Consider the following 25,574-nt stretch of genomic DNA (forward strand, 5'->3'; position numbering starts at 1 on the left):
ATCCTGAGGCTGGTAGTTATATAATGTTAGTTTTCTGTTTTGAAACAGTTTTGAACAGCGGAGATAAGCATGACTGAGCGTAAGGCTACAGTAAACCGGGAAACTCTGGAAACTCAGATTACCGTATCTATTAATCTCGACGGCACTGGTAAATTTAGTGCGGATACGGGCGTGCCATTTCTTGAGCACATGATGGACCAGATTGCTCGTCATGGGCTGATTGATATCAGCATTGAAGCGAATGGCGATACCTATATTGATGATCACCATACGGTTGAAGATATAGGCATTACGCTGGGACAAGCATTTAAAGAAGCAGTCGGCGATAAAAAAGGCCTGACGCGTTATGGCCATGCTTATGTGCCACTGGACGAGGCGCTATCACGCGTTGTTATCGACTTTTCGGGTCGTCCGGGCTTGAGTTTTAATTGCGAATTTACGCGCGGTTCTATCGGCCGTTTGGATACTCAGTTGTTCTGGGAGTTTTTTCAGGGATTTGTCAATCATGCCGGCGTCACCCTGCATATCGATAATATCAAAGGCTTTAATGCGCATCACCAGGCTGAAACGATCTTTAAAGCGTTTGGTCGTGCTTTGCGTATGGCGCTGACTATTGATCAGCGCGCCGTTGATATGATGCCGTCAACCAAGGGTGTTCTATAAATGAGTACTGTTAAATGAGTACCATTGCCGTTATCGACTATGGCATGGGTAACCTGCACTCCGTCGCTAAGGCGCTGGAGCATGTGCAGCCCGGTGTTAAAGTGCTGGTGACCTCTGACCCTAAGCAGGTAGCGAATGCAGACCGTGTATTATTACCGGGTGTGGGTGCTATCCGCGATTGTATGGCCGAGATCTACAAACAGGGTGTGGATAAAGAAGTGGCCGAAGCGATTCGTTCGGGCCGTCCGTTTCTGGGTATCTGTGTTGGCTATCAGGCATTAATGCAGCGTTCTGAAGAGAATGGCGGCGTTGATTGTCTGGGTGAGTTTGAAGGAACGGTCAATTACTTTGGCGATCATCTGAAGGATGACGCTGGAGAACGCTTAAAAGTGCCGCACATGGGCTGGAATGAAGTACAGCAAACGGGTGATCATCCGTTATGGCAGGGCATAGAAAACGGCAGCCGCTTTTACTTTGTGCACAGTTACTATGTAAAAGCCGCGCAGCGTCAGCAAGTGGCGGCGACCTGCAACTACGGTGTGGATTTTGATGTAGCGCAGGCGCGTGACAATGTATTTGCGGTACAGTTTCACCCGGAAAAAAGCCATTCGGCGGGCTTGCAGCTGTTGAAAAATTTCATCAACTGGGATGGAAAGCCCTGAGTTGCGCCTGCGGGCACAGCTTATGTAATCCTCTTAAGTATTCTTCCGGTAAGCCCTTCTAAGGAGAACTAGCGTGGCATTAGCAAAACGAATTATCCCTTGTCTGGATGTTGAGAATGGACGTGTGGTTAAGGGTGTGCAGTTTCTCGATATCCGCGATGCCGGCGATCCGGTTGAAGTCGCCAAACGCTATGATGAGCAAGGCGCTGACGAAATCACTTTTCTGGATATCACCGCTACCCATGAAGGCCGTGAAACCATGGTGCATACCGTTGAACGTATGGCCTCGCAGGTGTTTATTCCCTTAACGGTCGGTGGCGGTATTCGCACCTGTGAAGATATCCGCACCATGCTAAACGCCGGTGCCGATAAAGTATCTATCAACAGTGCTGCTGTGACGAATCCTGATTTTGTCCGTGAAGCCGCCGAGCGTTTTGGCTCGCAATGTATTGTCGTGGCTATTGATGCTAAAAAAGTTTCCGCTGCCGGTGAGCCCGATAGATGGGAGATCTTTACGCACGGTGGCCGTAAGCCAACGGGCTTGGATGCGGTTCAGTGGGCGAAAAAAATGGTCGCGTTAGGCGCGGGCGAAATTCTGCTGACATCGATGGATCAGGACGGCGTCAAAAACGGTTATGACTTAGGCGTAACCCGGGCTATTTCCGATGCGGTTAATGTGCCGATTATCGCTTCCGGCGGTGTCGGTAATCTGGACCATCTGGTTGATGGGGTATTAAAAGGCAAAGCGGATGCGGTATTAGCGGCATCTATTTTCCACTTTAATGAATATTCGATACCAGAAGCAAAAGCCTATATGCGGGCCAAAGGCATAGAAGTGCGCCTGTAACCTGTCAGTATAATAAACCCGGCTTTGGCTGGGTTTTTTGTAGATGCTAAATGGCTATCGATCAAAAGGAGGCGGGAGGTAAAAGGGTGGAAGGAACCAAGGGAGTCAACAGAATGAGTATGAGGCAGAAAATGATCATTATCTGCTGTGTCACTTTGCTCGGTACTCAGGCAGGTATTCAAAGTGCGTTGGCAGATACGCTGGTCAGAGTTAAGCCGTTAGCTGATGTATTACAAAAAACATTTTATTCAGCACCCGCTGATGTTGTTAATGAACAGCATATCTTACTGAGCACAGAGCTTTCGGGTGTGTTGGCAAGCTTGCATGTGCAGGTGGGTGATTTCGTACGTAAAGGACAAGAGGTCGCATCGCTGCAGTGCCAGGATTATGCTCTGTCTGAAGAGCAGGCAAAGCAAAGTGTCAACGCGATGGCGAGTCAGGTAACGCTTGCACAGCAGCAGCTTAAACGTATCCGTACACTACAAAAATCGGGCAGCGCCTCTACTGAACTTCTCAACCAGCGTCAAACAGAGTTAAGTGCATTAACGGCACAGCTTAAAGGCCAGAAGATTCAAGTGCAGCAGGCACAGCACAACACGCGTCGTTGTATGATTAAAGCCCCTTTTGATGGTGTGATAACACAGCTAATGACGGCACAAGGTGTTTATCTCTCTGTCGGGACGCCGTTGGTTAAATTGTTAAATATATCGCAGGCAGAGGTCAGTGCGCGTCTGTTGTCGACGCAGCTTGAATCCATGCAGGCTGCTGGTCGTATCTACTTCGCCCTGAATAAAAATAAATACCCACTTTCAGTCCGGGCGGTAGTTCCCTTAATCGATCAAGCTGCGAGCACGCAGGAAGTCCGTCTCAATTTTATTAATAGTTCTGCTTTGAATGCTGCGCTGAGTGGTGCGTCGGGTGAAGTCGTCTGGCAATCGTCAGTTCCCTCGATACCGCCTGAATATCTGGTCAGGAGAGACGGCTCACTGGGCATGATGCTAGTCGAAAATAGTGTGGCAAAATTTATTGCCTTACCCAGTGCTAAAGAAGGGCAGGCAGCACTGTTGCAAGCCTCGGCTGAACCAGGGCTCTCGCCGGCTTCTGCAAATAATATGTTGCTCATCGTACAGGGGCAGCATGTGCTCGAAGCAGGAGACAAAGTAGAGATTGAAGCAACAGCTATAAATAATGGCTCAAGGAGTGAGGTAAAGGCTGATGCTGGCACGCCTGCTCAATAATCATGTACTGGCTAATCTGACTTTTGTTTTGGTGCTGATGATTGGCGCCATTGCTTACATGATGTTACCTCGGCAACAAGACCCGACGATAAATTTTAATTGGATTGCTGTCACTACTGCACTGCCCGGCGCGTCGGCTCAGGATGTTGAACTGCGTGTTACTAATCCTTTGGAAGACGCGGTTCGTAATATAGCGGATATCCGTTTTGTCTCGTCAAATAGCCGTGAAGGCATCTCCAGTATGCTGATTCGCTTTGAGGACATTGATGGGCGAACCTTTGATAAGCATGTAAGCTCGATTCGACGTGAAATACAAAATGCCGAGCGTGACTTGCCTGCGGAAGCGTCTGAACCCTATATTTTAGAGATTACCTCCTCCAATGCATTCCCTAGTGCGATGCTGGCGATTACGGCGTTATCTGACGATGATAATTTACGCCAACAATCTGAAAATATTCGAAAAGATCTGGAGCGCATTAAAGGTGTGGATCGAATCGATCCGGTCGCACTGGATGACCCTGAGTTACAGATAAACCTGGATTTGGACGCATTGCAGTCGCTGGGGTTGTCGCCGGTGCAGGTATCGAATTCGGTCGCCTTATGGTTTAAAGATGTCTCTGCGGGGAGCGTCAACGTAGGTGATCAAAGCTGGTTGGTGCGCTTAGAAGGACGTAATGCTGCACCGGATCAGGTGAAGCAAATTCCGCTGGTGGGCAGTGGCGGTGATATCCGTCTGGATCGTATAGCTGAGGTAGTGAGTGGCCACGAGAAATCGACGCAACTGGCCCGTTTAAATGGCCGGCCTGCCGTGATGATGGCTATTCTCAAAAAAGAGAGTGCTAACACGCTGGAGTTAGTTGAGCGTGTTAAAGAATACATGGCAGAGCGTAACGCGCTTGAAGTACAAGCCGGTGTGCGGCTTGAGCTGATTGATGATCAAACGGTGCCGACCAGCGAAGCGATCACCTTAATGCAGAATAATGCCAGTATTGGCTTGTTGTTCGTCTTACTGGTGGCGTGGCTGTTTTTGGGCCTGCGTATCGCTCTACTGACCGCTATCGGGATTCCTTTTATCCTTGCAGGTACTTTTTGGGTGCTGTGGGGGATGGGAGAGACGCTCAATGTGGTTGCCTTATTAGGCGTAGTGATTGTACTCGGGATGCTGGTGGATGACGCCGTGGTGGTAGTGGAAGCGATCTATTACCGCTTGCAGCATGGCGACAGCCCGATGGAGGCTACGCTGGCTTCGTTGCGCGAAGTGGCGCAACCGGTATCAACGGCCGTACTCACAACCATGGCCGCCTTTTTACCCTTAATGCTATTGCCCGGCATTCTTGGTGATTTTATGCGTGTTATTCCTATGGTGGTAACTATCGCACTGGCGATCTCCCTTTTAGAAGCCTTTTGGATGTTGCCCGCGCATGTGCTGGTGGCAAAAATTTCTTTAGATAAGCCCTCGCGTACACAACTATTACGTCAGTCTATGACGCGTAAAATACAGCGTTTTTATATTCGCTCTTTATTAAAAACACTACGAAGACCTGTGATCACGCTGGTCGCGATGGTGATGTTATTTATCGGCTCCATCGGCTTAATTGCTTCTGGCCAGATTAAAATGGATTTCTTCGCGGCGGATCCGTTGCGCCTCTTTTATGTGAATATCCAAATGCCTCCGGAGATGCCGTTGCAGCGCACTCTGGAAAAAGTGCTGGAAGTTGAGCAAAAAGTGAAAGCTCACCTTAATACTGAAGATGTTCGCGCGGTAGCCAGTTATGCCGGGCAGATGTTTACTGAAATGGAGCCGTTTTTTGGTGATCAGTATGGTCAGATACTAGTCGGTCTAAAGCCTAAAACAGCACAAAATCGCAGTGTCGATGAGATCATGGATGCCATGCGCGCCGATGTGATGCGTGTTGCAGGCCCGGTGCGGGTTTCTTTCTTACGCATGTCCGGTGGTCCTCCCGTCTCTAAACCTATCAGCGTGAAAATACGCGGCAATGATTATGCTGAAATCGGCCAGGCAGCCAGAGATATGCAACAGATGTTGCTGGCGCTGCCTGGGGTAAAAGATATTGGTGATGATGCGGCAAATGGGCGTATGGCCATGACACTGAAACCGGATTACCGAGCCATCACCGCTGCCGGTATCAACCCCTCGGAAGTCCTGCGTACGCTGCAACTATTGGTCGACGGTGAAGTGGTTGCCGATATGCAATCGCGTGGTAAAAAACTGGAGGTCCGGGTGAAGGCTGAGCCTAAACCCTATCAGAATATTAATGATCTGTTGGCGTTCCGGCTTCCTGATGCTCAGGGCAATATGACGCCTCTCTCTTCGTTGGTATATGCTGATTATCAAATGAGTATCGGCAATCTTAGGCACTACAATTTTCGTCGCGCGATCACTGTGGAAGCGGATATAGAAGAAGGGGGAATGGATACGGTGCAAGCCAATGCATGGTTGCTAACGCACTGGAATGACGAGTACCAACCCCGCTACCCGAATACCAGCCTGGATTTTTCAGGCGAGCTCGATGATATCCAGGAGAGCATGGATTCAATCGCGGTGCTCTTCTTATTTGGCGTTGGCCTGATGTACTTGATTCTTGGCACGCAGTTCTCGAGTTACTGGCAGCCCTTTATGATCATGGCGACGGTGCCGATGGCGTTCACCGGTGTGGTACTTGGGTTGTGGATAACTCAGAACCCCTTGAGCTTATATACCTTGTACGGTGTCGTGGCGTTAGCCGGTATTGCGGTCAATGCGGCTATTGTGTTGATATCTGCAGCGAACCAGCGTCTGGAAAGCGGAATGAGTGTTTTACATGCGACTCTCTATGCGTCGCGTCGTCGTGTTATTCCGATTCTGATTACATCCTTGACGACCATTGCCGGGCTGTTTTCACTGGCAACGGGCTTAGGGGGACACTCACTGATTTGGGGGCCGGTTGCTACCGCGATCGTCTGTGGGTTAGCTTTCTCTACGGTGCTTACCTTGTTCGTGATACCGTTACTGTATCGTCTGTTTATGGGGAATGCTGCTGTTATGAAAAGCTCTTCTGGTATGAGCCGTTCTCCTGTTATAAAAAACTAAATAAGCAGCTAAATGAAAAACCTATTATTAAGGTATAAATATGCTCGTTATTGAAGCGCTAGATGTTCAGAAAACCTTATCGTTTATTCCTTTAGTGGCGGCGCTCAGAACAGCTTTTTCCAATGATTTCGGTATGCCGCAACGTCATGTCTATCATCTGCCTGCGGTGGGTGATAACGCTAGCCCTCAAAATGACTCCTTCGCTGTGCTTCCCGCATGGAATGATCAGGTGATGGGCGTTAAAGCCTTTACTCATCTGCCGGGAAATCCGGCTAAAGGGCTGGAAACGCTGGCGTCTAAAATGATGTTATTCAGCCGCCCAACGGGTGAGCCGTTAGCTGTTGTCGATGGTACGCAGCTGACTTTTTGGCGAACGGCGGCGGTGTCTGCTCTAGCAGCGGATTATCTGGCTAAAAAGGATGCGAAAAGTTTGCTGTTGTTTGGTACCGGAAAATTAGCACCTTATATGGCGTTGGCACATGCCAGTGTACGGCCGTTAAAAACTATTTATGTGACGGGGCGTACGCCTGAAAAAATTGCAGCAACCGTTGCTTATATTCAGGCACAACGACCTGATCTTCAGGTACAGGCTGTGAGTGATCCTGAGAGCGTCATCGGTCAAGTGGATATTATCAGTTGTGCTACCGGTGCTTCTGAACCCTTGTTTAGCTATGAGCAGGTAAGCGCGGGCACCCATATTGATCTGGTGGGAAATCATAGCCGCGATCGGCGTGAATGTGATTCAAAAACAGTACAGCAGGCCAGAGTTTTTGTGGATAGCCGTTTGAATGTGCTTAATGAAGCAGGTGAGCTACTGTTTCCCATAGCAGAAGGTGTTTTTTCCGCAGAGCAAGTGCAGGGCGAACTGGCAGACTTATGTCATGGCCGCATTGCGGGACGTTCGCCAGGCGACGCAGGGCTGGCAGAGATCACACTATTTAAGTCGGTCGGTACGGCGCTGTCGGATTTGGCGGCGGCTTATCTGGTGTATCAGCAGCTCAGCTGAGTTGCCTCAGATTTTAGTGAAAGAGATTCTAATTAAAGAGCGTCTGTTTACGTTGCTGAAGGATTAAGGGCTAACCGCTTAATCCTTCAGCTCTTTCTGCCAGCAACCAGTCCATAAAGTGCTGTTTAGCATTGAGATGCTCATGTGGCTGCGGTTCGACCACATAATAGCCACTTTCAGAACTCAGGCTAAACTCTCGCAGGCCCACCAAAATCTTACTCTCAATCAGATCATCTACCAGCGTGGCCCAGCCTAGCCCCAGCCCCTGGCCGGCAATCGCGGCCTGTATCAATAAAGTATAGTTATTAAAGGTCAGAACGGCTTCTCCCGGAACTATCTGACTGCGGCGCCCCTGAAAGTAGCCAGGCCAGTCAAACCATCCCTGGCCGGCATCCGTTCCGAGCTTGAGTAAAGGCATGGATGCCAGCTTTTTATGACTCGCCACCGGGCCATTAGCTTGAAGAAATGCGGGACTACAGATGGGAAAAACTTCTTCACTGAAAAGCTTAAATGCGTGCGGCTGTATGGGTTGTGGTCCATCAAACACAATCGCAACGTCGACATTTTGCCCTGCAAAATCATAGCGACCTTGTGATGTGATGATGCGTACATCAATTTCCGGATGCAATTCCCTGAAACGAGGCAGTCGGGGTAATAGCCAATAGGCGGCAAAAGCAAAATCAGTTGCGACATTTATGGCTTGGTGTAAACGAGTTTTTTGGAGTTTTTCCAGACAGGAGACTATCTGCTGAAAGCCTCCCTGAACGGCGATATAAAGATGAATTCCCTCTTCAGTCAGTGCAACACCGCGATAAATACGGCGAAATAGTGTGAGTCCTAAGCTGCGCTCCAGCCCCTTTATGTGCTGGCTGACCGCCGATTGAGAGGACCCCAATTCCTGGGCCGCCCCGGTAAAACTCTTATGGCGTGCGGCGGCTTCAAAGATGAGCAAGCCTTGGGTTGAAGGTAATCTTTCTGAAAGTAGCATAAGTACAACTTATATTTATCATTAATTTTAAACCCGTTTACAGTATCTTTTTTTTTGTTGAAGATCTAACCCATCAAGACAAAAAAGATCGTTCGTCTGAAATCTATCAACACGCTGTAAACATGGAATTTAAGTATTATGAGCCAGAATCAACCCAATATCCTATTTATTATGGCCGACCAGCTTGCCGCGCCGGTGCTGTCCATGTATGGCGGAAAGACTGCCAAAACACCGCATCTTGATACATTAGCTGAGAAGGGGGTTGTATTTGATTCTGCCTATTGTAATAGCCCATTGTGTGCACCCAGCCGTTATGTGCTGATGAGTGGTCAGCTCCCCAGCAAGATAGGTGCTTACGATAACGCTGCTGAGTTTCCGGCAGACATCCCGACATTTGCACACTATCTACGTTCTTCTGGTTACCGTACGGCGCTGTCCGGCAAGATGCACTTTTGTGGTCCGGATCAGTTGCATGGCTTTGAAGATCGTCTGACCACCGATATTTATCCGGCTGACTATGGCTGGTTCCCGGACTGGGAAGACTTTGAAAAGCGTCCAACCTGGTATCACAACATGTCATCTGTGACTCAGGCGGGGCCTACTATTCGCACCAATCAGCTGGACTTCGATGATGAAGTCGTCTTTCACGCCCAACGCTACCTGTTTGATCATGCCCGTGGGTCTGATGAACGTCCATTTTGTCTTACCGTGTCGATGACTCATCCTCATGATCCTTATGCCATTCCTCAGGAATATTGGGACCGGTACACAGATGACGAGATTGAGCTGCCGTCTTTTGAGTTGCGTCCTGAAGAGCAGGACCCGCACTCCAAGCGCTTGTTGCACGTTTACCAGATGGACCGCGACGCTATCACTGACCAGCAGATCCGCAACGCCCGTCGTGCTTACTATGGTGCGATCAGCTACGTGGATGATCAGATCGGAAAATTAATGAAAGCGCTGAAAGATACCGGCTTGAGTGATAACACCATCGTCGTGTTCTCTGGCGACCACGGCGATATGCTTGGTGAGAGAGGCCTGTGGTACAAGATGAGCTACTTCGAATGGTCGGGGCGCGTACCTATGGTAGTCTGCGCGCCGAAACACTTTGATGCTAAGCGTGTAGCCGCATCCGTTTCCACGATGGACCTGTTGCCCACCTTTGCTGAATTGGCCAATAAGGGTACTGCACCCGAATACGCGATGCCGATTGATGGTCGCAGCCTGATGCCGCATCTGACCGGTGGCGAAGGCCATGACGAGGTGATCGGTGAATATATGGGTGAAGGCGTTATCGCACCGATGTTTATGATACGTCGCGGCGATTACAAATATATCTGCAGCCAGCCAGATCCTGATCAGTTATTTAACCTGAAAGAGGATCCGCAGGAGCGTACCAACCTGGCGGAAGGTGCTGGCCATACTGAGCTGCTCAACGCTTTTCGTGAAGAAGCGGCGCAACGCTGGAATTCAGAGGCTATCACCCGTGATGTCATCATCAGTCAGAAGCGCCGTCGTTTGATTGCCGCCGCGCATAAACAGGGTAAAGCTCCCAAGTGGGATCACCAGCCGATCTTCGATGCCAGCACTATGTATATGCGCAACAACGTTGACCTGGATGACCTCGAAAGACGCGCGCGCTTCCCACAGGTCAAGGGTTAAAGAGTGGCGTTATGTGTGATCCCTCAATAAAAGTAAAAGGAATATTCTATGTTGTTATCTTACAAAATCAGCAGGCTGAGCACTGCTATTGGTCTGGCGACCTGTCTTTTGGCAGGCAATGCTGTAGCCGCAGAACCTGCACAGTGTAACACGGTGCATTTTACTGATCCGGGCTGGTCTGACATTAGCTCTACCAACGCTCTGGCCAGTACTGTGTTGCAAGGTTTAGGTTACAGCACCGAGATCAGCATCCTGGGGGTGCCTATCGGTTTTGAAGGCATGAAAGGTAAGGAGATTGATGTATTTCTGGGCAATTGGATGCCTGCTCAACAAAAGTTTATCGACAAGTACGCCGCAGCGGATGCCATCGATGTTGTCGGTGAAAACCTGACAGGCGCAAAATTTACCCTCGCTGTACCACGCTATGCGTATGATGCGGGCGTAAAAGACTTTTCTGATTTGGCTGAATTTGGTGATAAATTCCGTCAACGCATTTACGGCATTGAAGCCGGTTCACCCGCTAACCAATTGTTGCAGAAGATGATCGATAGTGGCGATTTTGATTTAGCTAAGTGGCGTTTGGTGGAATCTGGTGAACAGGGCGTGATGAGTCAGGTAAAGCGTGAGATCAAGCGCCAGCAATTTATCGTATTCCTGGGGTGGGAACCGCATCCGATGAACTCCAATTTTGATATGGCCTACCTGACCGGTGGTGATAAATACTTTGGCGCTGACTTCGGCGGCGCGACTATTCAGACGGTGACTCGTAAAGGCTACCGGGAAGAGTGTGGCAATGTAGGAAAGCTGCTGACTAACCTGAAGTTTACCCTGGCCATGGAAAATCAGATGATGGGCTTCATTATCGATGACGAGCAATCACCAGCGGAGGCGGCACAGAAGTATCTTAAAGCGAATCCAGAGGTGCTGGATAGCTGGTTAGCCGGTGTGACCACGATTGATGGTGATAACGGTCTGAGCGCCGTTCAAAAACATCTGGGTCTATGATGTAATGTGACGGCTGTCGAGTAATCGGCAGTCGTGCGTTTTCAACGCTACAGGTCTGCGTTCAGAATCAAGAGTAGCGCAGGCCAACATTCTATAAGCTATCACCCTCATAAATGGGCGTACTGAACCATGCTGGTAATGTCGCTGTGTTAGCCTGTTTTTTAAATTCCGACCCTGCCGTTCTTCATGCTATCTATAAACCCACTGTCAGTCAGGCATAAGCAGGATAATGTAATACCAATAGTAAGTAGCCATTATGCCGTTAACACCTGACCAGAAAAAATTGTTACAGCGTTGCCTGCCGTTTCTGTTGTGGGCACCACAGGTTAGTCGTAGCAGTCTGCAGGCTGATTTTTTTGCCGGACTTAGCGGCGCCATTATCGCCCTTCCGCAAGGTGTCGCCTATGCGCTTATTGCTGGCTTACCGCCCGAATACGGACTTTATACGGCTATTATTACGCCGATAGTGGCCGGATTATTCGGTTCATCCATGCATTTGATATCCGGCCCCGCCGCCGCTATTTCCATCGTGGTGATGAGTGTTGTCAGTAATGCGGTTGAACCCGGTAGCAGTGCGTTTATCCCTGCGGTACTGACGTTGACACTGCTGGTCGGTATTATTCAATTAGGACTAGGTCTGGCAAGGCTTGGCACTTTGGTTAATTTTATCTCGCATACTGTGGTTATCAGTTTCACCGCAGGCGCGGCGATTCTCATCGCTACCAGCCAGATAAAATACGCTATTGGCGTTACGGTGTCTTCGGGGGCTTCCTTCCTGGAATCATGGATAGCTGTTATCAATCAGCTCGGGCAAGCCAATCCCTATGCAATAGCAACGACGTTGGTGACAGTAGTATCGGCATTGCTGCTGAAACGCATTAACCCCAGACTTCCGGTCATTCTGATCGCTATGCTGATGGGTAGCGTGGCGTGCTGGCTTATGAGTGGCGCAGCCCATGGGGTTGCCTTAGTCGGTGCGCTCCCCGGCCACCTGCCTGGTTTTATCCTCCCGGATCTGTCTTACGGCACTATTAGCAACTTGCTTCCTGGCGCGATTTCAGTCGCGATACTTGGTCTGGTAGAAGCTGTATCGATTGCGCGTGCGATTGCGATTCGTTCGGGGCAGCGTATTGAGGGTAATCAGGAATTTGTCGGACAGGGACTCTCCAATATCGTCGGTAGTTTTTTTTCCTGTTATGCAGGCTCAGGTTCCTTCACCCGTAGCGGGATTAATTATGAGTCAGGGGCGCAAACCCCTATGGCAGGAATATTCGCTGCATTAATGCTTATTCTGATTTTGTTATTCGCACCAGAAATAACTGCATTACTGCCTTTGCCTGCGATGGCGGGTGCGATATTCATCATTGCCTGGGGCCTGATCGACACTCATCACATTAAGCAAATCCTGCGTAGTAATAAGCAAGAAGCGTCGGTGCTGCTGGTTACTTTTGCAGCCACCCTGATTATTAAATTGGAATTTGCTATCTACCTGGGGGTGATGTTATCACTGGTTATGTATCTTCGCCGCACGTCTCAGCCGCGGATAATGACCGTTGCCCCGAAAGGTTTCGAGCATGGTACTGAACTGCGCAGTATCGAAAGGTTTGCGTTGAAGCAATGTCCACAGTTAAAAATATTACGTATCGACGGCTCCATATTCTTCGGTGCCGTTGATCATGTTCAGAAGACACTGCAGCTATTTAACGCATCGCAAGAGTCTGGGCAGCATCTCCTCATTATCTGTTCCGGGATTAATTTTATCGATGTGTCCGGTGCCGAGATGCTCAAACAGGAAGTGAATAACATCATGAGTAAGGGCAATCGGTTAAGTTTTTGTGCGCTTAAAAATACGGTGTGGGATGAGCTTAATCAGGCTGGTTACATCGACCAGATAGGAACGGAGTGCTTTTATAGTACGATTGATGAAGCCCTGTTGAGCCTGACCGTTCAGATGAATGCCCAGGTTTGTATCAATTGCAGTCATCGGGTCTTTAAACAGTGCCCAAAACAACTCTCTACACAACGCCCTAAATAAAGCGTGCCGTTATTCATCAGTCGATTAATCTTCCCTGGGCATCGAAAAATGGATAGGGACCATCGCACTGGTCGATATGGCTCTGGTGGCTCATCAACATGCCATTCTGCGGGTGTAGTTGAATGAGCCGAATCATCGCCGGTTCTAGTGTGAATGAAGCCGGCGCTGCAGGCGACAAATCCAGTGTCACCGCATGGTTGTGGGCCGAGCCGACATACACCGGCCGGTTGCACCAGATAAATTCCACCGGGCGGTGCAGGTGTCCACAGAGGATCAGCTCTACTTGAGGATGCTGCTGCAGCACGGAGGCCAGCCGGTCGGCCTCGTACAGGCACTGCACATCCATGTGATCTAAACCAACGGCTACGGGCGGATGGTGCATAAACAGCAAGGTCCGCCGCTCTGTTGCCAAATTCAGCGTTGCCTGCAACCACTCGCTCCGCGGGGTATCTATCAGACCATGTGACTGGCCCGGTACGCTGGTATCCAGCCCGACCAATCGCAGCGGGAACCGGTCGATCACATAGCTCAGGTGTCCCTCCGTCTGGAACAGGTACTCATGATCCGCGAACAAGGCTCTGAGATTGTCCCGGTCATCATGGTTGCCGGGAATCAGAAAAAACGGCATCGCCAGGCGATCCAGTGCTTTTCGGGCCTGACGGTATTCCTCCTGCAGACCGAAATCACCCAGATCACCGGTGATCAGCACGAGCTCCGGCTGGGGCACCATCGCGTTCAGATGCGACACGGCCCTTTCCAGCTTGGCAAAGGTGTCCACTTTGCCTGCGTATGCGGTTTTTCCTTCAGCTTTGATATGCAGATCGGTGAGTTGCGCAATAATCATGCAGCAGCTCCACCCTGTCGGTCGAGACGGATCATCTGTTCCGGTCGAAGGCGCAGGCCGACCTCTTGCCCGATGAAGAAGTCCGAGCGACCGTCGCTGTCGACTATCACCAAGTCATGGTTCACTCCCTTCAGCCAGATCCGGTTCCGGTCGCCGATGAACTGGGTCTGGTGCACCACTCCGCCGAACTCGCTGCCCGCTCGGGCAGTAATTTCGATATCCTTCGGGCGGTAGTACAGTTTACCGTGGCCATCGCCCAAATGCGCACAGTGCAAGATGCCGCCTGGCAGGGTCATGCGTCGGTTACTGACCGGACCTTCGAAGGTGTTGATCTGGCCGATGAAATCAGCCACGAAGTCGTTCTGCGGTGAAAAGTAGATCTCTCTGGGGGTGCCGATCTGTGAAACGCGGCCATGATCCATCACCACGATGCGATCTCCCAATGCCATCGCCTCCTCCTGATCATGGGTGACATAGATAGTCGTGATGCCCAATTGACGCAACAGTGTATTAATATACGCGCGCAGGCGATCACGCAGGATAGCATCCAATGCCGACAGCGGCTCATCGAGAAGCAGCACGCGAGGGCTCGTGATGATCGCTCGCGCCAACGCCACGCGCTGACGTTGACCGCCCGATAGCTGGTCGATCTTGCGAGGTGCTAAGGCCCCCAGCTCCATCATGTCAAGCATTTCTGCGACCTGGTGTTTGATTACATCAGCTTTTAATTTCTGGACCTTAAGGCCGTAGCCCACGTTCTCAGCGACAGTCATGTTCGGAAATAAAGCATATGACTGGAATACCATGCCAACGTTGCGCTTTTCGATCGGTTGACGGGTAACATCCTCATCTTTGAATAGTATCCGTCCCCCTTTATCCGGAAACTCCAGGCCGGCGATCAGGCGTAACATTGTCGTCTTGCCGCAACCGGACGGCCCAAGCAGCACCAGCGTTTCACCCGCATGCACTGACAGGTCCAGCGAGTGCAGCGCCAGGGTGCCATCGGCAAATGTTTTTTGGCAATTTTCAAAGCGGATGGACGCACCATGCTCATTAATGTTCATCATTTTTTCCTAAACTAGCGTGCCGGGGTTTAGACGGGGATAGCTGCTTTTTCTGAGTATTAGCACCGACCCATTGAGTACCGATCATCAGGGGTAACAGCAGGACCAGAAAAATCAGAGTATAAGCGCTGCTGATCTCCAGCCGCATCGAGGCGTACGAGTCGGCAAGACCGACCGGAAGAGTTTTGGTCATTGGGGTGTGCAGCATCCAGGTGAGGTTGAATTCAGCGACTGAGAGGGTCAACGTCATCAGCGCGCCACTGATGATGCCGCCCTTACAATTGGGGATAATTACATCGAAAAAGCGGCGTAAGAATCCGGCGCCCAGACTGGCGGCTCCTTCTTCTAGCAGCTTTAAATCGATACTGTGCAGGACGGCCAGCACTGCGCGCACCATGAACGGAAGGGTGTAGAGTACATGGCCGATCAGAATGAACAGCCAGCTGGTGCGTAAGTCTTGTACGCCGCCGTAGACGATGATTAGCGCCAGTGCTATCGCCAGCCCGGGAATTGCTACCGGCAGCAAGATCAGCTCTTCAAACACCCGTGCCCAGCGGCTCGTTGAGCAGGCCAGAAAGTAGGCCGCCGGCACCCCCGCAATCAGGTTGACCAACAGTGTTGCTAATGCCAGCTTCAGAGTCAGCCATAGGGTGTCGCTGTAGAGCGCCATGACTTCTTCGACCCAGCGTAAGGTAAGCCCGCTGGATAGGCCTTGAAAGTAGTTGTTGGTTAGCCCGGCGGTCATAGACATCAACACTGGCACCAGCATAAAGGCGCAAATCAGCAGCGTGAAACTCAGCTGCAGGTAGTAAGATAGGGTTCGTTTCATTGCATCAGCCTCACGCAGCAGGACTAGTATTGGCGCCCGAAACGGATCGAGCCAGAAGCAGCACCAGCCAGGTGATCAGGCCAAGAATAATGCTCAAACTGGCCGCCATAGCGATATTGGCTCCCAGCGTGAACTCGGTGTAAATAGTCATCGGCATCACATTGATGCCACTGGCCAAGGCGAAGGCTGTGCCGAAAGCGCCCATTGAGGTCGCAAAGCAAATCGCGCCGCTGGCAATCAGGGCTGGTTTCAGCGCAGGAATAATCACATCAATGAACACCCTGAGTCGTGACGCCCCCAGCGATCTGGCTGCCTCTTCCAGCATCATATCCATCTTTTCAACGGCCGCGATTACCGTCAGTAGCACACGCGGAATAGAGAAATAGATATAGCCGACAAACAGCCCGACGATCGAGTAGGCGAAGGTCCAGCGAGTGTCATCAAGGAAGAGTCCCAACTCAGCACTCAAGCCCTGACGTCCACCCAGCATGATCACCAGAAAGCCAACCACAACGCCGGGAAATGCCAGCGGAAAGGTTAGTAGCGAAATTAGTACTGACTTGCCGGGAAAGTGATTGCGGGATAGAAACAGGCCTGAAATCACCGCGATAGCCAATGTGACCAGCGTAACCAGCACTGACAAAAAAAGGGTATCCAACAGACTTTGCAGATAGCGGGCATCGCTCAGCGCATGCCAGTAGATCATCAGCCCATCCTCGCCGCTGATAGAGATCACTACTAATCTGAACATGGGGATGAGTAAAAAGGTACAGGTGATGATGAGTACGGGCAACATCATCAGAAATAAGGGGCGCGTCAGTTTGGTGAACATCGTATTTCTCGTTACAGGCATGCAGACACAAGAGACATAAAAAGGCCGGGCGATAACCCGGCACTCAAAGCCACTCTCGGATTAGTTCATTCTGTCGAGGTAGCGTTTCTGGAAGCTTTTCTGCACTTCGGCCATTTTCTTGTAATCCACAGGGATGGCACGGGCGTACTCGGTATCCGGCAGGAACTTGGCTTTTACTTCATCTGTCATTGCATCAGGGCGTACCGGGCGCAGGAAAGCATTCGCCCAGACGGCCTGGCCTTTATCTGACAACACGAAGTCTAGAATTTTACGCCCCTTTTCCGGATTCGGTGCGTTCTTCACCAGACTCATGACGTAGGGGACAATGACAGTGCCTTCTTCGGGAATCACGAACTCGGTGTTAGCGCCATCCTTGTACTTAGCCCGGTAGGCGTTGAAGTCGTAGTCCAGCAGGATAGGGATTTCACCTGAGATCACTCTTCCATAAGCGGTTTGCTTCGGCACGATCGGGTCATTCTGCTGCAGTTGAGCGAAGTAGTTCAGGCCTGGTTCGAAGTTGTCCAGATTGCCCCCCAGAGCACCATTGATTGCCACGGCACCAGCGTAACCGACGAAGGCGCTGGAAGGGTCGAGATAACCTACCATCCCTTTGTAGGTAGGATCGAGCAGATCCTTCCAGCTTTTCGGCACAGGCTTGCCATCGAGAGCATCCACATTGACGAACAGACCGATAGTGCCGGAGTGGATGGCGAACCATTCCCCGTCAGGGTCCTTTAGTCCGTCAGGAATAAGATCCCAGTTGGCGGGCTTGTAAGCTTCGGTCACGCCTTTATCGGCCGCGGTGATACCGAAGGAGACGCCGTAATAGGCGACATCGGCAACGGGGTTATTTTGTTCTACCAGCAACTGCGCCAGTGTCTGCCCCGAGTTCTTATTATCAAACGGGATATCGTAACCTAGCTCCTGCTTGATAACCTTGAGCTGAGTGCCCCAATCTGCCCACTGTGGCGGGCAGTTGTAACAGATCGCATCAGCTGCTTGTACCGCACCGCTTAATACGCTTGCAGATAAGGCCAGTGCAGAAGCCAACTCGTATATACGTCGTTTAAACATCATATTTACTCTCATTGGAAAGGTTGTGGGATGTATAAGAATTTGTTGCCAGTGTTCCGCCTTCGACCCATTGGTAACCGAGCTTTCGGCCCAGGTCAGCAGGCGTATCGTCAAGTTGTGCCAGCAGCAGATCAACCGCCGCACTTCCGATGTCGATATTGGGCGTCCGAATGCTGGTCAGGGCAGGCTCACGCAGAGCCCCTGCCTGAATACCATCAAACCCGACGATTGAAATCTGTTCAGGGACAGGCTTGTCTAGCAATTCCAGCCGGGCAATGGTAGCCAGCGCCAACAGATCGTTGGAGCAAAACCAAGCAGTGGGGTGGGCACCTGACTGACCATAAATATTGGTCAAAGCCTGCTGAAGCCCCGTGGCGTTGACGGGATCAACCTGCACCAGATGCGCTAACTCTACGCCGGCATATTTGAGGCCTGCGATAAATCCTGCATGGCGTTCACGGGCACGGTCGGTACGTACAAACTCGCCGGAGACCATGCCTATACAGGTGTGCCCATAAGCAAGAATACGACTTGCCACTTCAGCGGCCGCGCGAAAGTTATCCACACCGATATAGCCGGCCACACGATGACGCGGCACGTTGTGCATAAGGCAATAGGGAAGACCGGCCTGATCCAGTTGTTTAAGTGCCGCGCTGCTTAACACATCGTTGACCGTCAGCAGGATGCCATCCACCTGATAGGCCTGCAGGTTTTCGACGGCACTCAGTTCCAGCTCATCATCGTAATCGGACGAAAGAATCAGAGGGGTATACCCCCGCGCCCGTGCTCGCTGTTGAACGCCGGATGCGGTCTCGGCAAACACCGGGTTCATCAAGCTTGGGATGATGACCCCGAGTGTTCTATTGCTGGCGGATTTGAGCGCCCGTGCTGCCATGCTGGGGCGATAACCCAGCGTCAGTACAGCGGACTCGACTTTTTTTACGGTTTCCGCACGTACCACACCCTTATTGTTGACGACTCGCGAAACTGTTGCGACGGACACGCCGCAATGCTGTGCAATATCTTTGATCGTTGCTGCTTTAACCATGACCGGCCCCTTTGTTGAGAAGTACTATAAAGTCTGATTATTGCAGTCGTGTTAACGTTTTCTTACATAATGTAATCGTATACATTGAGATTTTTGTGCTAAAAAAAGCCTGTTGCAGGATACCAAATGGACGGGAAGAATTTAAAATAAAGAAGCTTCGCTGACTCGGTGTTGGTTGATCATGTGGCACTTGAAGAACTTGGCTCTGTTCATGAATTAATCAATGGGTCACGCGTAGAAAGCCCCTTTCACTGATCGCTGCAAAAAATCGGGGTGAAAAGGCATGGCCGTCACTGATGATATTAAAATGCCTGTATATTCCTATCAGACACGAGCGTTAGTTATTCGAAATGGACTAGCGAACTTTTATTTTTAAATATTGTCCCCATAGAGTAGGGATAAGCAATATTCTTGCTCACTAGTACAATATTTGTAGAGGGTTGAAGTTCATGCGCTAAAGAGTTCTGAAAGACGGGGTGATTTGAATATCTATGCGTTAATAAAATATTGTATTAAATTGTTGTATTAAGTGGGAATTATTGATCTTGGAAAATTTAAAGTATTTTACTGGCAGTTTTATCGTAACGATTGTCGGCTTAATTCTGGCCTTGGTTGTGGGTGGTCCAAGTGCACTCTTCATCGTAGCGGTGCTGGCGGTGTTAGAGGTGTCATTATCTTTTGATAACGCCGTGGTTAACGCAACCGTGTTGAAAGATATGAACGCCGTGTGGCGTCGTCGCTTTTTGACGTGGGGTATCCTCATCGCGGTTTTTGGTATGCGCATTCTATTTCCTGTGCTTATCGTTAGTATTTTGGCTGGCGTGTCGCCGTGGGGAGCGATTGATATTGCCATCAATTCACCTGAACATTATGCCGCTGTGATGACGGAAGCGCATGTCTCTGTTATGGCATTTGGTGGTGCATTTTTGATGATGGTTGGTTTTGGATTCTTTTTTGATGATGAAAAAGATCACTGGATTCCAATGATCGAAAAGCCACTGGCAAAATTGGAAAAATTTAAATTCGCAGCAGAATTGCTTACGTTAGTGTTCATTGCTGTTGTTGCTTTGTTCATGTTGCCTGAGGCTGATAAGCAAACATTTGCATTGTCAGGTATAGCGGGTGTTGCGACTTTTTGGGTAATGCATCAAATAACTGCTTTTATGGAACGCCGTGAACAGGCTCGAATGGCTACGCATGCCGTTAAAAGTGGCGCCGCTATGTTCGTTTATTTGGAGTTGCTGGACGCATCGTTTAGTTTAGATGGTGTAATTGGTGCGTTTGCGATCACGACTAACTTGTTCATTATTGCCATTGGTTTGGGTATTGGTGCAATGTTTGTTCGCTCATTGACTATTCTCTTAGTAGAGAAAGATACATTGTCCGAATACGTATACCTTGAACATGGTGCTTTTTATGCAATAGTCGCATTAGCTAGCATGATGTTTTTAAAGACTTTTATACATATACCGGAAGTGATAACCGGTTTTATAGGTGCAGGTCTTATAGGTGTGGCATTTATTCACTCACAAATACTTAAATCACAAGAAGTAAAAGTAGTATAGAAAAACAATATGAATTGATGGGTCGCTATTTAGCGTTTGATTAGGTAGTTTTTGCTGAATTAGGCTCATCGTACTAAACACTTAACTGATTAATTAATGAGTAAAGGATATATCAATGTCTATTTCTTTAGAAAAAGGTCAGCGGATTAGCTTAGAAAAGAACGGTTCAGGGTTAGATCGTGTTTGTGTCGGCGTGAACTGGGGCGCTATTGAGAAGAAAGGCTTTTTCGGCACGAAGAAAGTTGCCGTAGATTTGGACGCCAGTATCGGCCTGTATACTGAAAGCAAAGACTTGGCTGATATCGTATATTTTGGTCAGCTAAAAAGTAAAGACGGCTCTGTTGTTCACAGCGGCGATGACAGAACCGGTGATTTAGACGGTGATGACGGTTTAGACAACGAGATTGTGTCTGTCGAACTGGGCAAAGTGCCTGCGAACGTGAAAAGTATCGCTATTGTCTTGAACAGCTATCAGGGACATGACTTCGCAAGTATTCCCTTTGCGAGTGTACGTCTTTATGAAGGTACACCAAGCCGGGTGGATAATATTATCGCTAATTATAATATCGCTCATGAAGCCAAATTTAACGGTTCGGTTTCTATGGTATTAGGCGTGCTTTATCGTCATGGCACTGCATGGAAATTTCGTGCCGTCGGTGAGCCAACAGACGATAAGAAACTGGAAAGCTTATTCCAAAGCGTAGCGGCTAACTTTTTATAATTAAGCGCTGATTTTTGGAGTATCGAATGGCAGTAGCACAGTTAGTAGCAGGACAAAATATCACCATCCCTGGTGACCGTGCTTATTGCTTTTCTGTGCAGATAGCCGATTGGCAATGGGGTGTCATTGTTTCTCGGCAGAATGGCTCGCTGAGCCTCTTAGATGCGATAGAAGGCGCTTCCATCAGCGATGATCGACTGTTACTTAACTTATCTGATATCCCTGAGGATATAGAGAAGTTAACGGTTTATATCGCTGCTGGTGTCAATAATACAGGCAATAGAACTGCTAATAGTTCAATAGCACCGACTGCCGGCATGTCGGCACGCCTGAGTGATTTAGTGGATGCTAAGGAATATGCCAGTATCGATATTTCTCAGCAATTGACAGGCCAGTTGGCGGTCAGTTTAATTGAAGTTTATCGTCGCAATGGTGCATGGAAAATACGTTGTATATTGCAAGGCTACAGAGAAGGGTTGTCAAAATTACTAGAAAGTTTTGGCTTTACCCGTGATTCATATGCAGCTGCTGTCGCTTCAATTTCAACATCCGCTTCAACCATAGCAACCGCCTCTGCTGTAAATAGGGAACAAACGGATACGCAAGCACCCGTTAACCAAGAGGCCGGCGACGCTAGTATTACTCTAGTGTGGAAGTCTGGGCAGGGTAGTTTACGCTCAGCGGCGCGTTATTTTATGGGCAAGAATTTCAAACCCGTCTCGGACTTACGTATTGGTTGTTTCTATGAATTAGAAAATGGTCAGCGTGGCATGGTGTATAGCTTTGACGCAAGTTTAGAAGGTTCGTTTGATGGAGTCCCTTATATTAAGGCAAGCCGGGCACAGAATCAGCATTTTGAGCAGTTGCTTATTAACGCGCGCTTTCGCCATAAGCTGAACAGGTTTCTGATTTTTGCTAGCATGATGGACGCCCATGATAGTTGGGGAGGGCTCAATGTAGATGTCGAGTTTCAGTTGCCCGGCGTGGCCGCGCAGACTTTGTCGCCGACGACACTCATGGTCAAGCCAATTTATGCGGTCGCTATGATCAACTTTAACGATGAACAAACAAAAATGACGCCACTGGATGAGTATTTTCAAGACCTTGCTGAAATGGATCGTGCTTTTGCTTGGGGCTTACCGTGGCAGTGTGAAAATAATTCAGATAATGAGGATCAAACATGAGTTTTTCTAGTTTTATGTCAACAATTAAGCAAAAATCAAATGAGCTTAAAGGTGAAGTTTTAAAGTTTAAAAACAAAAAATTTCTCAATGCTGCTACCGCCGGGACTGCATTAATTGCGCGCGCGGACGGAGATGTCTCCTCGGAAGAGAAGAAAAAAATGCTGAAAATCATTGAAAGCAATGATGCGCTATCAGTATTTAAAACGTCTGATGTGATTGAGGCCTTCAACGGCTTTTTAAGCAACTTCGAGTTTGATCTGGATGTAGGTGAATCTAAAGCTTTTGAGGCATTAAATTTACTGAAAGGTGATGATGTTGCTTGTCGTACGGTGATGCGCCTGATCTTATCTATTGCCGCCGCCGATGGCGTGTTTGATGATGATGAGAAGGCTGTTGCCCGTAAGGTAGCACGTGAATTAGGTTTAGACGCTGCAGATTTTGAACTGTAGTCTTTAAGCTGTAGTTTTTAAACAATACAAACATAATCAGGAGTTTTATAGCATGGGTGTATCACTACAGAAAGGCGGCAACGTTTCACTAGAGAAAGTAGCACCAGGCATGACTAAAATGCTGTTGGGCTTAGGCTGGGATTCACGCGCTTCAGATGGCACTGATTTTGACTTGGATGCGTCAGTATTCATGGTCGGTGCAGATGGTAAAGTACGTGTCGACGGCGACTTCATTTTTTATAATAACCTGAAATCTGCATGTGGTTCTGTTGAACACACCGGCGATAATAAGACAGGTGAAGGCGACGGCGATGATGAAGCGGTTAAGGTAGATTTGAGCCTGATCCCTGCTGACGTTAATAAAGTTATCGTGGGTGTTACTATTCATGAAGCTGAATCTCGTAATCAGAACTTTGGTCAGGTTTCGAATGCGTTCATCCGCGTTGTAAATCAGGATTCTAATGAAGAAGTTGCTCGTTACGACTTATCAGAAGACTACTCTGTAGAAACAGCCTTGGTCTTTGGTGAGTTATATCGTCACAATAGCGAATGGAAATTCAAGGCGATCGGTCAAGGTTTTGCTGGTGGTCTTAAGCCAATGGCACAGCAGTATGGTGTTAATGTAGGTTAATTTTTTGCTGTAATGTCAATGTATAAGCAGTCTTCGGACTGCTTTTTTTATAGATAAAGCATTGAGTATCTGGTTTTTTTTGTGTCATGACAGTACTGATCAGATTCAAATATCGCTATAGCCGCGGCGATATAATGATTACCATGTTAATGTAACCTCGCTTTAGGCAAGGCCGCGCATTGGAGTGCGGCCTTGCCTAAATCATCTTTAAAATATGGGATTTTTCACTATGCTAAACCGATGCGATGTAGAGTTGCAGACTGGCCTGCTGCAAATATCGGTTCATAATGCGCGCTATCCGCTTGAAAAATTACTGACCTTTGGCGCACGTCAGAACCCTAAACGACGCTATCTGTTTATTTCTAAGGTATTGGGGAAGTATGTTCCTTGTCTCCCCAGCGACATGCGTGAAACATATCAAACCTTGGCGAAAGTCGTTAAACAGACGCTCCCAGTGCAGCATATAACCTGGGTATTAGGTGTGGCCGAAACGGCGACAGGTTTAGGTGCCGGCGTTGCGCAAGAGTTGAAACGCAATGGTTTGAAGCGTGTGATTTATAGTCATACGACGCGTTTTGACCTCGATCGGGACATAGATTTTTCGATCACTGAAGCGCACAGCCACGCACCTTCGCATTTGATTTATTGTTTGGACAGTACGTTAGTAAAGCAACAGATTGAGTCAGTCGTTATTGTCGATGATGAAATTAGTACGGGTAAAACACTGCAGCAATTAAGCCAGAAATTGCAACAAAACCTGCCTCAATTAAAAACGATTGTGTGGGTGAGTTTAGTGAATTGGTTGTCGGTAGAGCAGCGAGAAGCGTATCGACAAGCCTACCCGCACATTACCTTTACATTTATTAGCTTGCTGGACGGCAGTTATCGATTTTACGCTGATGAAGAGTTTCTTCTCCAGTTACCAGAAAAAACCGCGAGTGGTATTAGCAGTGCAAACAGTCGGGATGATATTGGACGAACAGGTTATTTAGCATCGGCAGAACCTGAAGTGTCCTTCTATACTCCGCAGGGTATCAGGCTGGATATCAGTCAGTTAAATCCCTCTGAAAAGTACACGGTCATCGGTACGGGTGAATTTACCTATCAGCCTTTCTTGTTTGCAGAGAACCTGCAGGAACAAGGCGTCGATGTAATATTCCAGTCGACAGGACGTTCGCCGGTATTAGAAGGCGCAGGGATAAAGAGCAAACAAAGCTTTTTCGATGAAGCTCAAAGAGGCGTTTATTATTTATATAATTTACCGAAAAATAGACAAGCCATTATTTTATATGAAACATATGAGCAGTATTTCTCTTGTCCTTTTCGGTTAAAACTCAATGCTATAACCGCTATTCTCACCTAGATTTAAGGGTATTTGTATGTCGATCGTTGTTTTTACTGATATTGATGACACGCTGATTCAAACCAAAAGAAAGTGTGAGAACGGGAACGGCGCTGAGATGGCGGTGACTGCCATTGATAAAGAAGCTCAACCCGCCTCGTTTTCATCTGCCGGACAATTACATTTCTACCATTGGTGTAATGATCAGCGACTGATTCCTGTGACAGGGCGCAATAAAGAAGCCTTAGATCGTGTATCTCTGTCTTTTGATACGTATAAAGTGATTGATCACGGTGCCATTATTCTTGATAAAGAGAATAAAATTGAGGCCGATTGGTTACAGCTGCTGACCCGTGAAAGTAACCAGTGGCAGGAAATATTAGATCAATATGTAGAAGATGTATTAGCCATCATTACTGAGCAGGGGCTATCACTCCGGTGTCGTGTGATTAGCGATTTTGGTTTCCCTTGTTATATATCGATTAAAGGCGAATCTACTGACCTTCTCAGGCTTGACGGCATTGCTGAGCGTTTTTGTCAGCAAGCAGAGAATGCCCGCGTGCACATAAACGGTAAAAATATGGCACTGTTACCTCCTTATGCCTGTAAAAAACGGGCGGTAGAATTTTTACAAAAAATATTAATCGCTGCCCACAGTAACTTATTATTTCTTGGTGTAGGCGATAGTAATAGTGATTTAGCTTTCATGTCATCGTGCCATTTTCAAGTCATCCCTTCTGTTAGTCAGATTAGCCAGGATAAGTTGTTGTGAA

23 protein-coding genes are annotated in these 25,574 nt (G+C 48.7%); 16 read left to right on the plus strand and 7 right to left on the minus strand.

The annotated features are described in order from the left end of the window. The first annotated feature begins 69 nt into the window (after positions 1-69). The 6 genes from hisB (at position 70) to lhpI (ending at position 7,507) form a co-directional block, all read left to right on the plus strand. Positions 70-663 carry an imidazoleglycerol-phosphate dehydratase HisB gene (hisB, locus tag Nant_RS15080; RefSeq protein ID WP_054342492.1) on the plus strand — a complete coding sequence of 198 codons (594 nt, stop codon included), beginning with the start codon at positions 70-72 and terminating at the stop codon, positions 661-663. A gap of 14 nt (positions 664-677) precedes the next feature. Then, on the plus strand, positions 678-1,325 hold the full coding sequence (hisH, locus tag Nant_RS15085) for an imidazole glycerol phosphate synthase subunit HisH (RefSeq protein ID WP_054342493.1): 648 nt from the start codon (positions 678-680) through the stop codon (positions 1,323-1,325). A 73-nt stretch (positions 1,326-1,398) separates the two neighbouring features. Further along, a complete protein-coding gene (gene hisF / locus Nant_RS15090; protein WP_054342494.1) occupies positions 1,399-2,172 on the plus strand; it encodes an imidazole glycerol phosphate synthase subunit HisF in 774 nt (257 codons plus the stop codon). 113 nt (positions 2,173-2,285) lie between these two features. Continuing rightward, positions 2,286-3,410 carry an efflux RND transporter periplasmic adaptor subunit gene (locus Nant_RS15095; RefSeq protein WP_054342495.1) on the plus strand — a complete coding sequence of 375 codons (1,125 nt, stop codon included), beginning with the start codon at positions 2,286-2,288 and terminating at the stop codon, positions 3,408-3,410. Continuing rightward, positions 3,388-6,501: an efflux RND transporter permease subunit gene (locus Nant_RS15100; protein ID WP_054342496.1), complete on the plus strand. Its 3,114-nt coding sequence runs from the start codon at positions 3,388-3,390 to the stop codon at positions 6,499-6,501. Before Nant_RS15095 ends, Nant_RS15100 begins: the two co-directional genes overlap by 23 nt. A gap of 40 nt (positions 6,502-6,541) precedes the next feature. Next, on the plus strand, positions 6,542-7,507 hold the full coding sequence (lhpI, locus tag Nant_RS15105) for a bifunctional Delta(1)-pyrroline-2-carboxylate/Delta(1)-piperideine-2-carboxylate reductase (RefSeq protein WP_054342497.1): 966 nt from the start codon (positions 6,542-6,544) through the stop codon (positions 7,505-7,507). 70 nt (positions 7,508-7,577) lie between these two features. On the opposite strand, the gene Nant_RS15110 is transcribed toward lhpI, so the two are convergent. After that, a complete protein-coding gene (locus tag Nant_RS15110) occupies positions 7,578-8,495 on the minus strand; it encodes a choline sulfate utilization transcriptional regulator (protein ID WP_054342498.1) in 918 nt (305 codons plus the stop codon). 138 nt (positions 8,496-8,633) lie between these two features. Here Nant_RS15110 and betC point away from each other — a divergent pair, with 138 nt between their 5' ends. The 3 genes from betC (at position 8,634) to Nant_RS15125 (ending at position 13,197) form a co-directional block, all read left to right on the plus strand. Beyond that, positions 8,634-10,157: a choline-sulfatase gene (gene betC / locus Nant_RS15115; protein WP_054342499.1), complete on the plus strand. Its 1,524-nt coding sequence runs from the start codon at positions 8,634-8,636 to the stop codon at positions 10,155-10,157. Positions 10,158-10,205: 48 nt separating this feature from the next. Further along, positions 10,206-11,162, plus strand: coding sequence for a choline ABC transporter substrate-binding protein (locus Nant_RS15120; RefSeq protein ID WP_054342500.1), 957 nt, complete (start codon positions 10,206-10,208; stop codon positions 11,160-11,162). Between the two features lie 256 nt (positions 11,163-11,418). Beyond that, a complete protein-coding gene (locus Nant_RS15125) occupies positions 11,419-13,197 on the plus strand; it encodes a SulP family inorganic anion transporter (RefSeq protein WP_054342501.1) in 1,779 nt (592 codons plus the stop codon). 16 nt (positions 13,198-13,213) lie between these two features. Here Nant_RS15125 and Nant_RS15130 read toward each other — a convergent pair whose 3' ends face one another. The 6 genes from Nant_RS15130 to Nant_RS15155 form a co-directional block, all read right to left on the minus strand. Then, the gene (locus Nant_RS15130; protein ID WP_054342502.1) at positions 13,214-14,041 is read right to left on the minus strand and encodes a phosphodiesterase; all 828 of its coding nucleotides are present in this window, start codon (positions 14,039-14,041) and stop codon (positions 13,214-13,216) included. Beyond that, a complete protein-coding gene (locus tag Nant_RS15135) occupies positions 14,038-15,108 on the minus strand; it encodes an ABC transporter ATP-binding protein (RefSeq protein ID WP_238377161.1) in 1,071 nt (356 codons plus the stop codon). The genes Nant_RS15130 and Nant_RS15135 overlap by 4 nt, the downstream gene beginning before the upstream one ends. Further along, positions 15,095-15,934, minus strand: coding sequence for an ABC transporter permease (locus Nant_RS15140; protein ID WP_054342504.1), 840 nt, complete (start codon positions 15,932-15,934; stop codon positions 15,095-15,097). Before Nant_RS15140 ends, Nant_RS15135 begins: the two co-directional genes overlap by 14 nt. Before the next feature lie 10 nt (positions 15,935-15,944). After that, positions 15,945-16,766, minus strand: a complete 822-nt coding sequence (locus Nant_RS15145; RefSeq protein WP_054342505.1) for an ABC transporter permease — start codon at positions 16,764-16,766, stop codon at positions 15,945-15,947. A gap of 81 nt (positions 16,767-16,847) precedes the next feature. Then, the gene (locus Nant_RS15150; protein ID WP_238377162.1) at positions 16,848-17,864 is read right to left on the minus strand and encodes an ABC transporter substrate-binding protein; all 1,017 of its coding nucleotides are present in this window, start codon (positions 17,862-17,864) and stop codon (positions 16,848-16,850) included. After that, positions 17,854-18,909, minus strand: coding sequence for a LacI family DNA-binding transcriptional regulator (locus Nant_RS15155; RefSeq protein WP_054342506.1), 1,056 nt, complete (start codon positions 18,907-18,909; stop codon positions 17,854-17,856). The genes Nant_RS15150 and Nant_RS15155 overlap by 11 nt, the downstream gene beginning before the upstream one ends. Positions 18,910-19,454: 545 nt before the next feature. On the opposite strand from Nant_RS15155, the gene Nant_RS15160 reads away from it, so the two are divergent. The 7 genes from Nant_RS15160 to Nant_RS15190 all read left to right on the plus strand — a co-directional run bounded on the left by Nant_RS15160 (position 19,455) and on the right by Nant_RS15190 (position 25,573). After that, on the plus strand, positions 19,455-20,474 hold the full coding sequence (locus tag Nant_RS15160; RefSeq protein WP_054342507.1) for a DUF475 domain-containing protein: 1,020 nt from the start codon (positions 19,455-19,457) through the stop codon (positions 20,472-20,474). 115 nt (positions 20,475-20,589) lie between these two features. Further along, positions 20,590-21,195: a TerD family protein gene (locus tag Nant_RS15165; protein ID WP_054342508.1), complete on the plus strand. Its 606-nt coding sequence runs from the start codon at positions 20,590-20,592 to the stop codon at positions 21,193-21,195. Between the two features lie 26 nt (positions 21,196-21,221). Beyond that, the gene (locus Nant_RS15170; protein ID WP_054342509.1) at positions 21,222-22,379 is read left to right on the plus strand and encodes a TerD family protein; all 1,158 of its coding nucleotides are present in this window, start codon (positions 21,222-21,224) and stop codon (positions 22,377-22,379) included. Beyond that, complete coding sequence (locus Nant_RS15175) at positions 22,376-22,828, plus strand: tellurite resistance TerB family protein (protein ID WP_054342510.1); 453 nt, start codon at positions 22,376-22,378, stop codon at positions 22,826-22,828. Before Nant_RS15170 ends, Nant_RS15175 begins: the two co-directional genes overlap by 4 nt. A gap of 52 nt (positions 22,829-22,880) precedes the next feature. Beyond that, a complete protein-coding gene (locus Nant_RS15180) occupies positions 22,881-23,459 on the plus strand; it encodes a TerD family protein (protein ID WP_054342511.1) in 579 nt (192 codons plus the stop codon). Positions 23,460-23,688: 229 nt separating this feature from the next. After that, the gene (locus Nant_RS15185) at positions 23,689-24,822 is read left to right on the plus strand and encodes a phosphoribosyltransferase domain-containing protein (RefSeq protein WP_076495922.1); all 1,134 of its coding nucleotides are present in this window, start codon (positions 23,689-23,691) and stop codon (positions 24,820-24,822) included. 16 nt (positions 24,823-24,838) lie between these two features. Continuing rightward, on the plus strand, positions 24,839-25,573 hold the full coding sequence (locus Nant_RS15190) for an HAD family hydrolase (protein WP_054342513.1): 735 nt from the start codon (positions 24,839-24,841) through the stop codon (positions 25,571-25,573). Position 25,574: the final 1 nt, after the last annotated feature.

The organism is Neptunomonas antarctica (genome assembly GCF_001305295.1).
GTDB classification, from domain to species: Bacteria; Pseudomonadota; Gammaproteobacteria; order Pseudomonadales; family Balneatricaceae; genus Neptunomonas; species Neptunomonas antarctica.

Coding starts and splice junctions, on each gene's coding strand:
- hisB (WP_054342492.1), top strand. CDS start 70: ATGACTGAGCGTAAGGCTACAGTAAACCGGGAAACTCTGGAAACTCAG.
- hisH (WP_054342493.1), top strand. CDS start 678: ATGAGTACCATTGCCGTTATCGACTATGGCATGGGTAACCTGCACTCC.
- Nant_RS15095 (WP_054342495.1), top strand. CDS start 2,286: ATGAGTATGAGGCAGAAAATGATCATTATCTGCTGTGTCACTTTGCTC.
- Nant_RS15100 (WP_054342496.1), top strand. CDS start 3,388: ATGCTGGCACGCCTGCTCAATAATCATGTACTGGCTAATCTGACTTTT.
- lhpI (WP_054342497.1), top strand. CDS start 6,542: ATGCTCGTTATTGAAGCGCTAGATGTTCAGAAAACCTTATCGTTTATT.
- Nant_RS15110 (WP_054342498.1), bottom strand. CDS start 8,495: ATGCTACTTTCAGAAAGATTACCTTCAACCCAAGGCTTGCTCATCTTT.
- betC (WP_054342499.1), top strand. CDS start 8,634: ATGAGCCAGAATCAACCCAATATCCTATTTATTATGGCCGACCAGCTT.
- Nant_RS15120 (WP_054342500.1), top strand. CDS start 10,206: ATGTTGTTATCTTACAAAATCAGCAGGCTGAGCACTGCTATTGGTCTG.
- Nant_RS15125 (WP_054342501.1), top strand. CDS start 11,419: ATGCCGTTAACACCTGACCAGAAAAAATTGTTACAGCGTTGCCTGCCG.
- Nant_RS15130 (WP_054342502.1), bottom strand. CDS start 14,041: ATGATTATTGCGCAACTCACCGATCTGCATATCAAAGCTGAAGGAAAA.
- Nant_RS15135 (WP_238377161.1), bottom strand. CDS start 15,108: ATGATGAACATTAATGAGCATGGTGCGTCCATCCGCTTTGAAAATTGC.
- Nant_RS15140 (WP_054342504.1), bottom strand. CDS start 15,934: ATGAAACGAACCCTATCTTACTACCTGCAGCTGAGTTTCACGCTGCTG.
- Nant_RS15145 (WP_054342505.1), bottom strand. CDS start 16,766: ATGTTCACCAAACTGACGCGCCCCTTATTTCTGATGATGTTGCCCGTA.
- Nant_RS15150 (WP_238377162.1), bottom strand. CDS start 17,864: ATGATGTTTAAACGACGTATATACGAGTTGGCTTCTGCACTGGCCTTA.
- Nant_RS15155 (WP_054342506.1), bottom strand. CDS start 18,909: ATGGTTAAAGCAGCAACGATCAAAGATATTGCACAGCATTGCGGCGTG.
- Nant_RS15165 (WP_054342508.1), top strand. CDS start 20,590: ATGTCTATTTCTTTAGAAAAAGGTCAGCGGATTAGCTTAGAAAAGAAC.
- Nant_RS15170 (WP_054342509.1), top strand. CDS start 21,222: ATGGCAGTAGCACAGTTAGTAGCAGGACAAAATATCACCATCCCTGGT.
- Nant_RS15175 (WP_054342510.1), top strand. CDS start 22,376: ATGAGTTTTTCTAGTTTTATGTCAACAATTAAGCAAAAATCAAATGAG.
- Nant_RS15180 (WP_054342511.1), top strand. CDS start 22,881: ATGGGTGTATCACTACAGAAAGGCGGCAACGTTTCACTAGAGAAAGTA.
- Nant_RS15185 (WP_076495922.1), top strand. CDS start 23,689: ATGCTAAACCGATGCGATGTAGAGTTGCAGACTGGCCTGCTGCAAATA.
- Nant_RS15190 (WP_054342513.1), top strand. CDS start 24,839: ATGTCGATCGTTGTTTTTACTGATATTGATGACACGCTGATTCAAACC.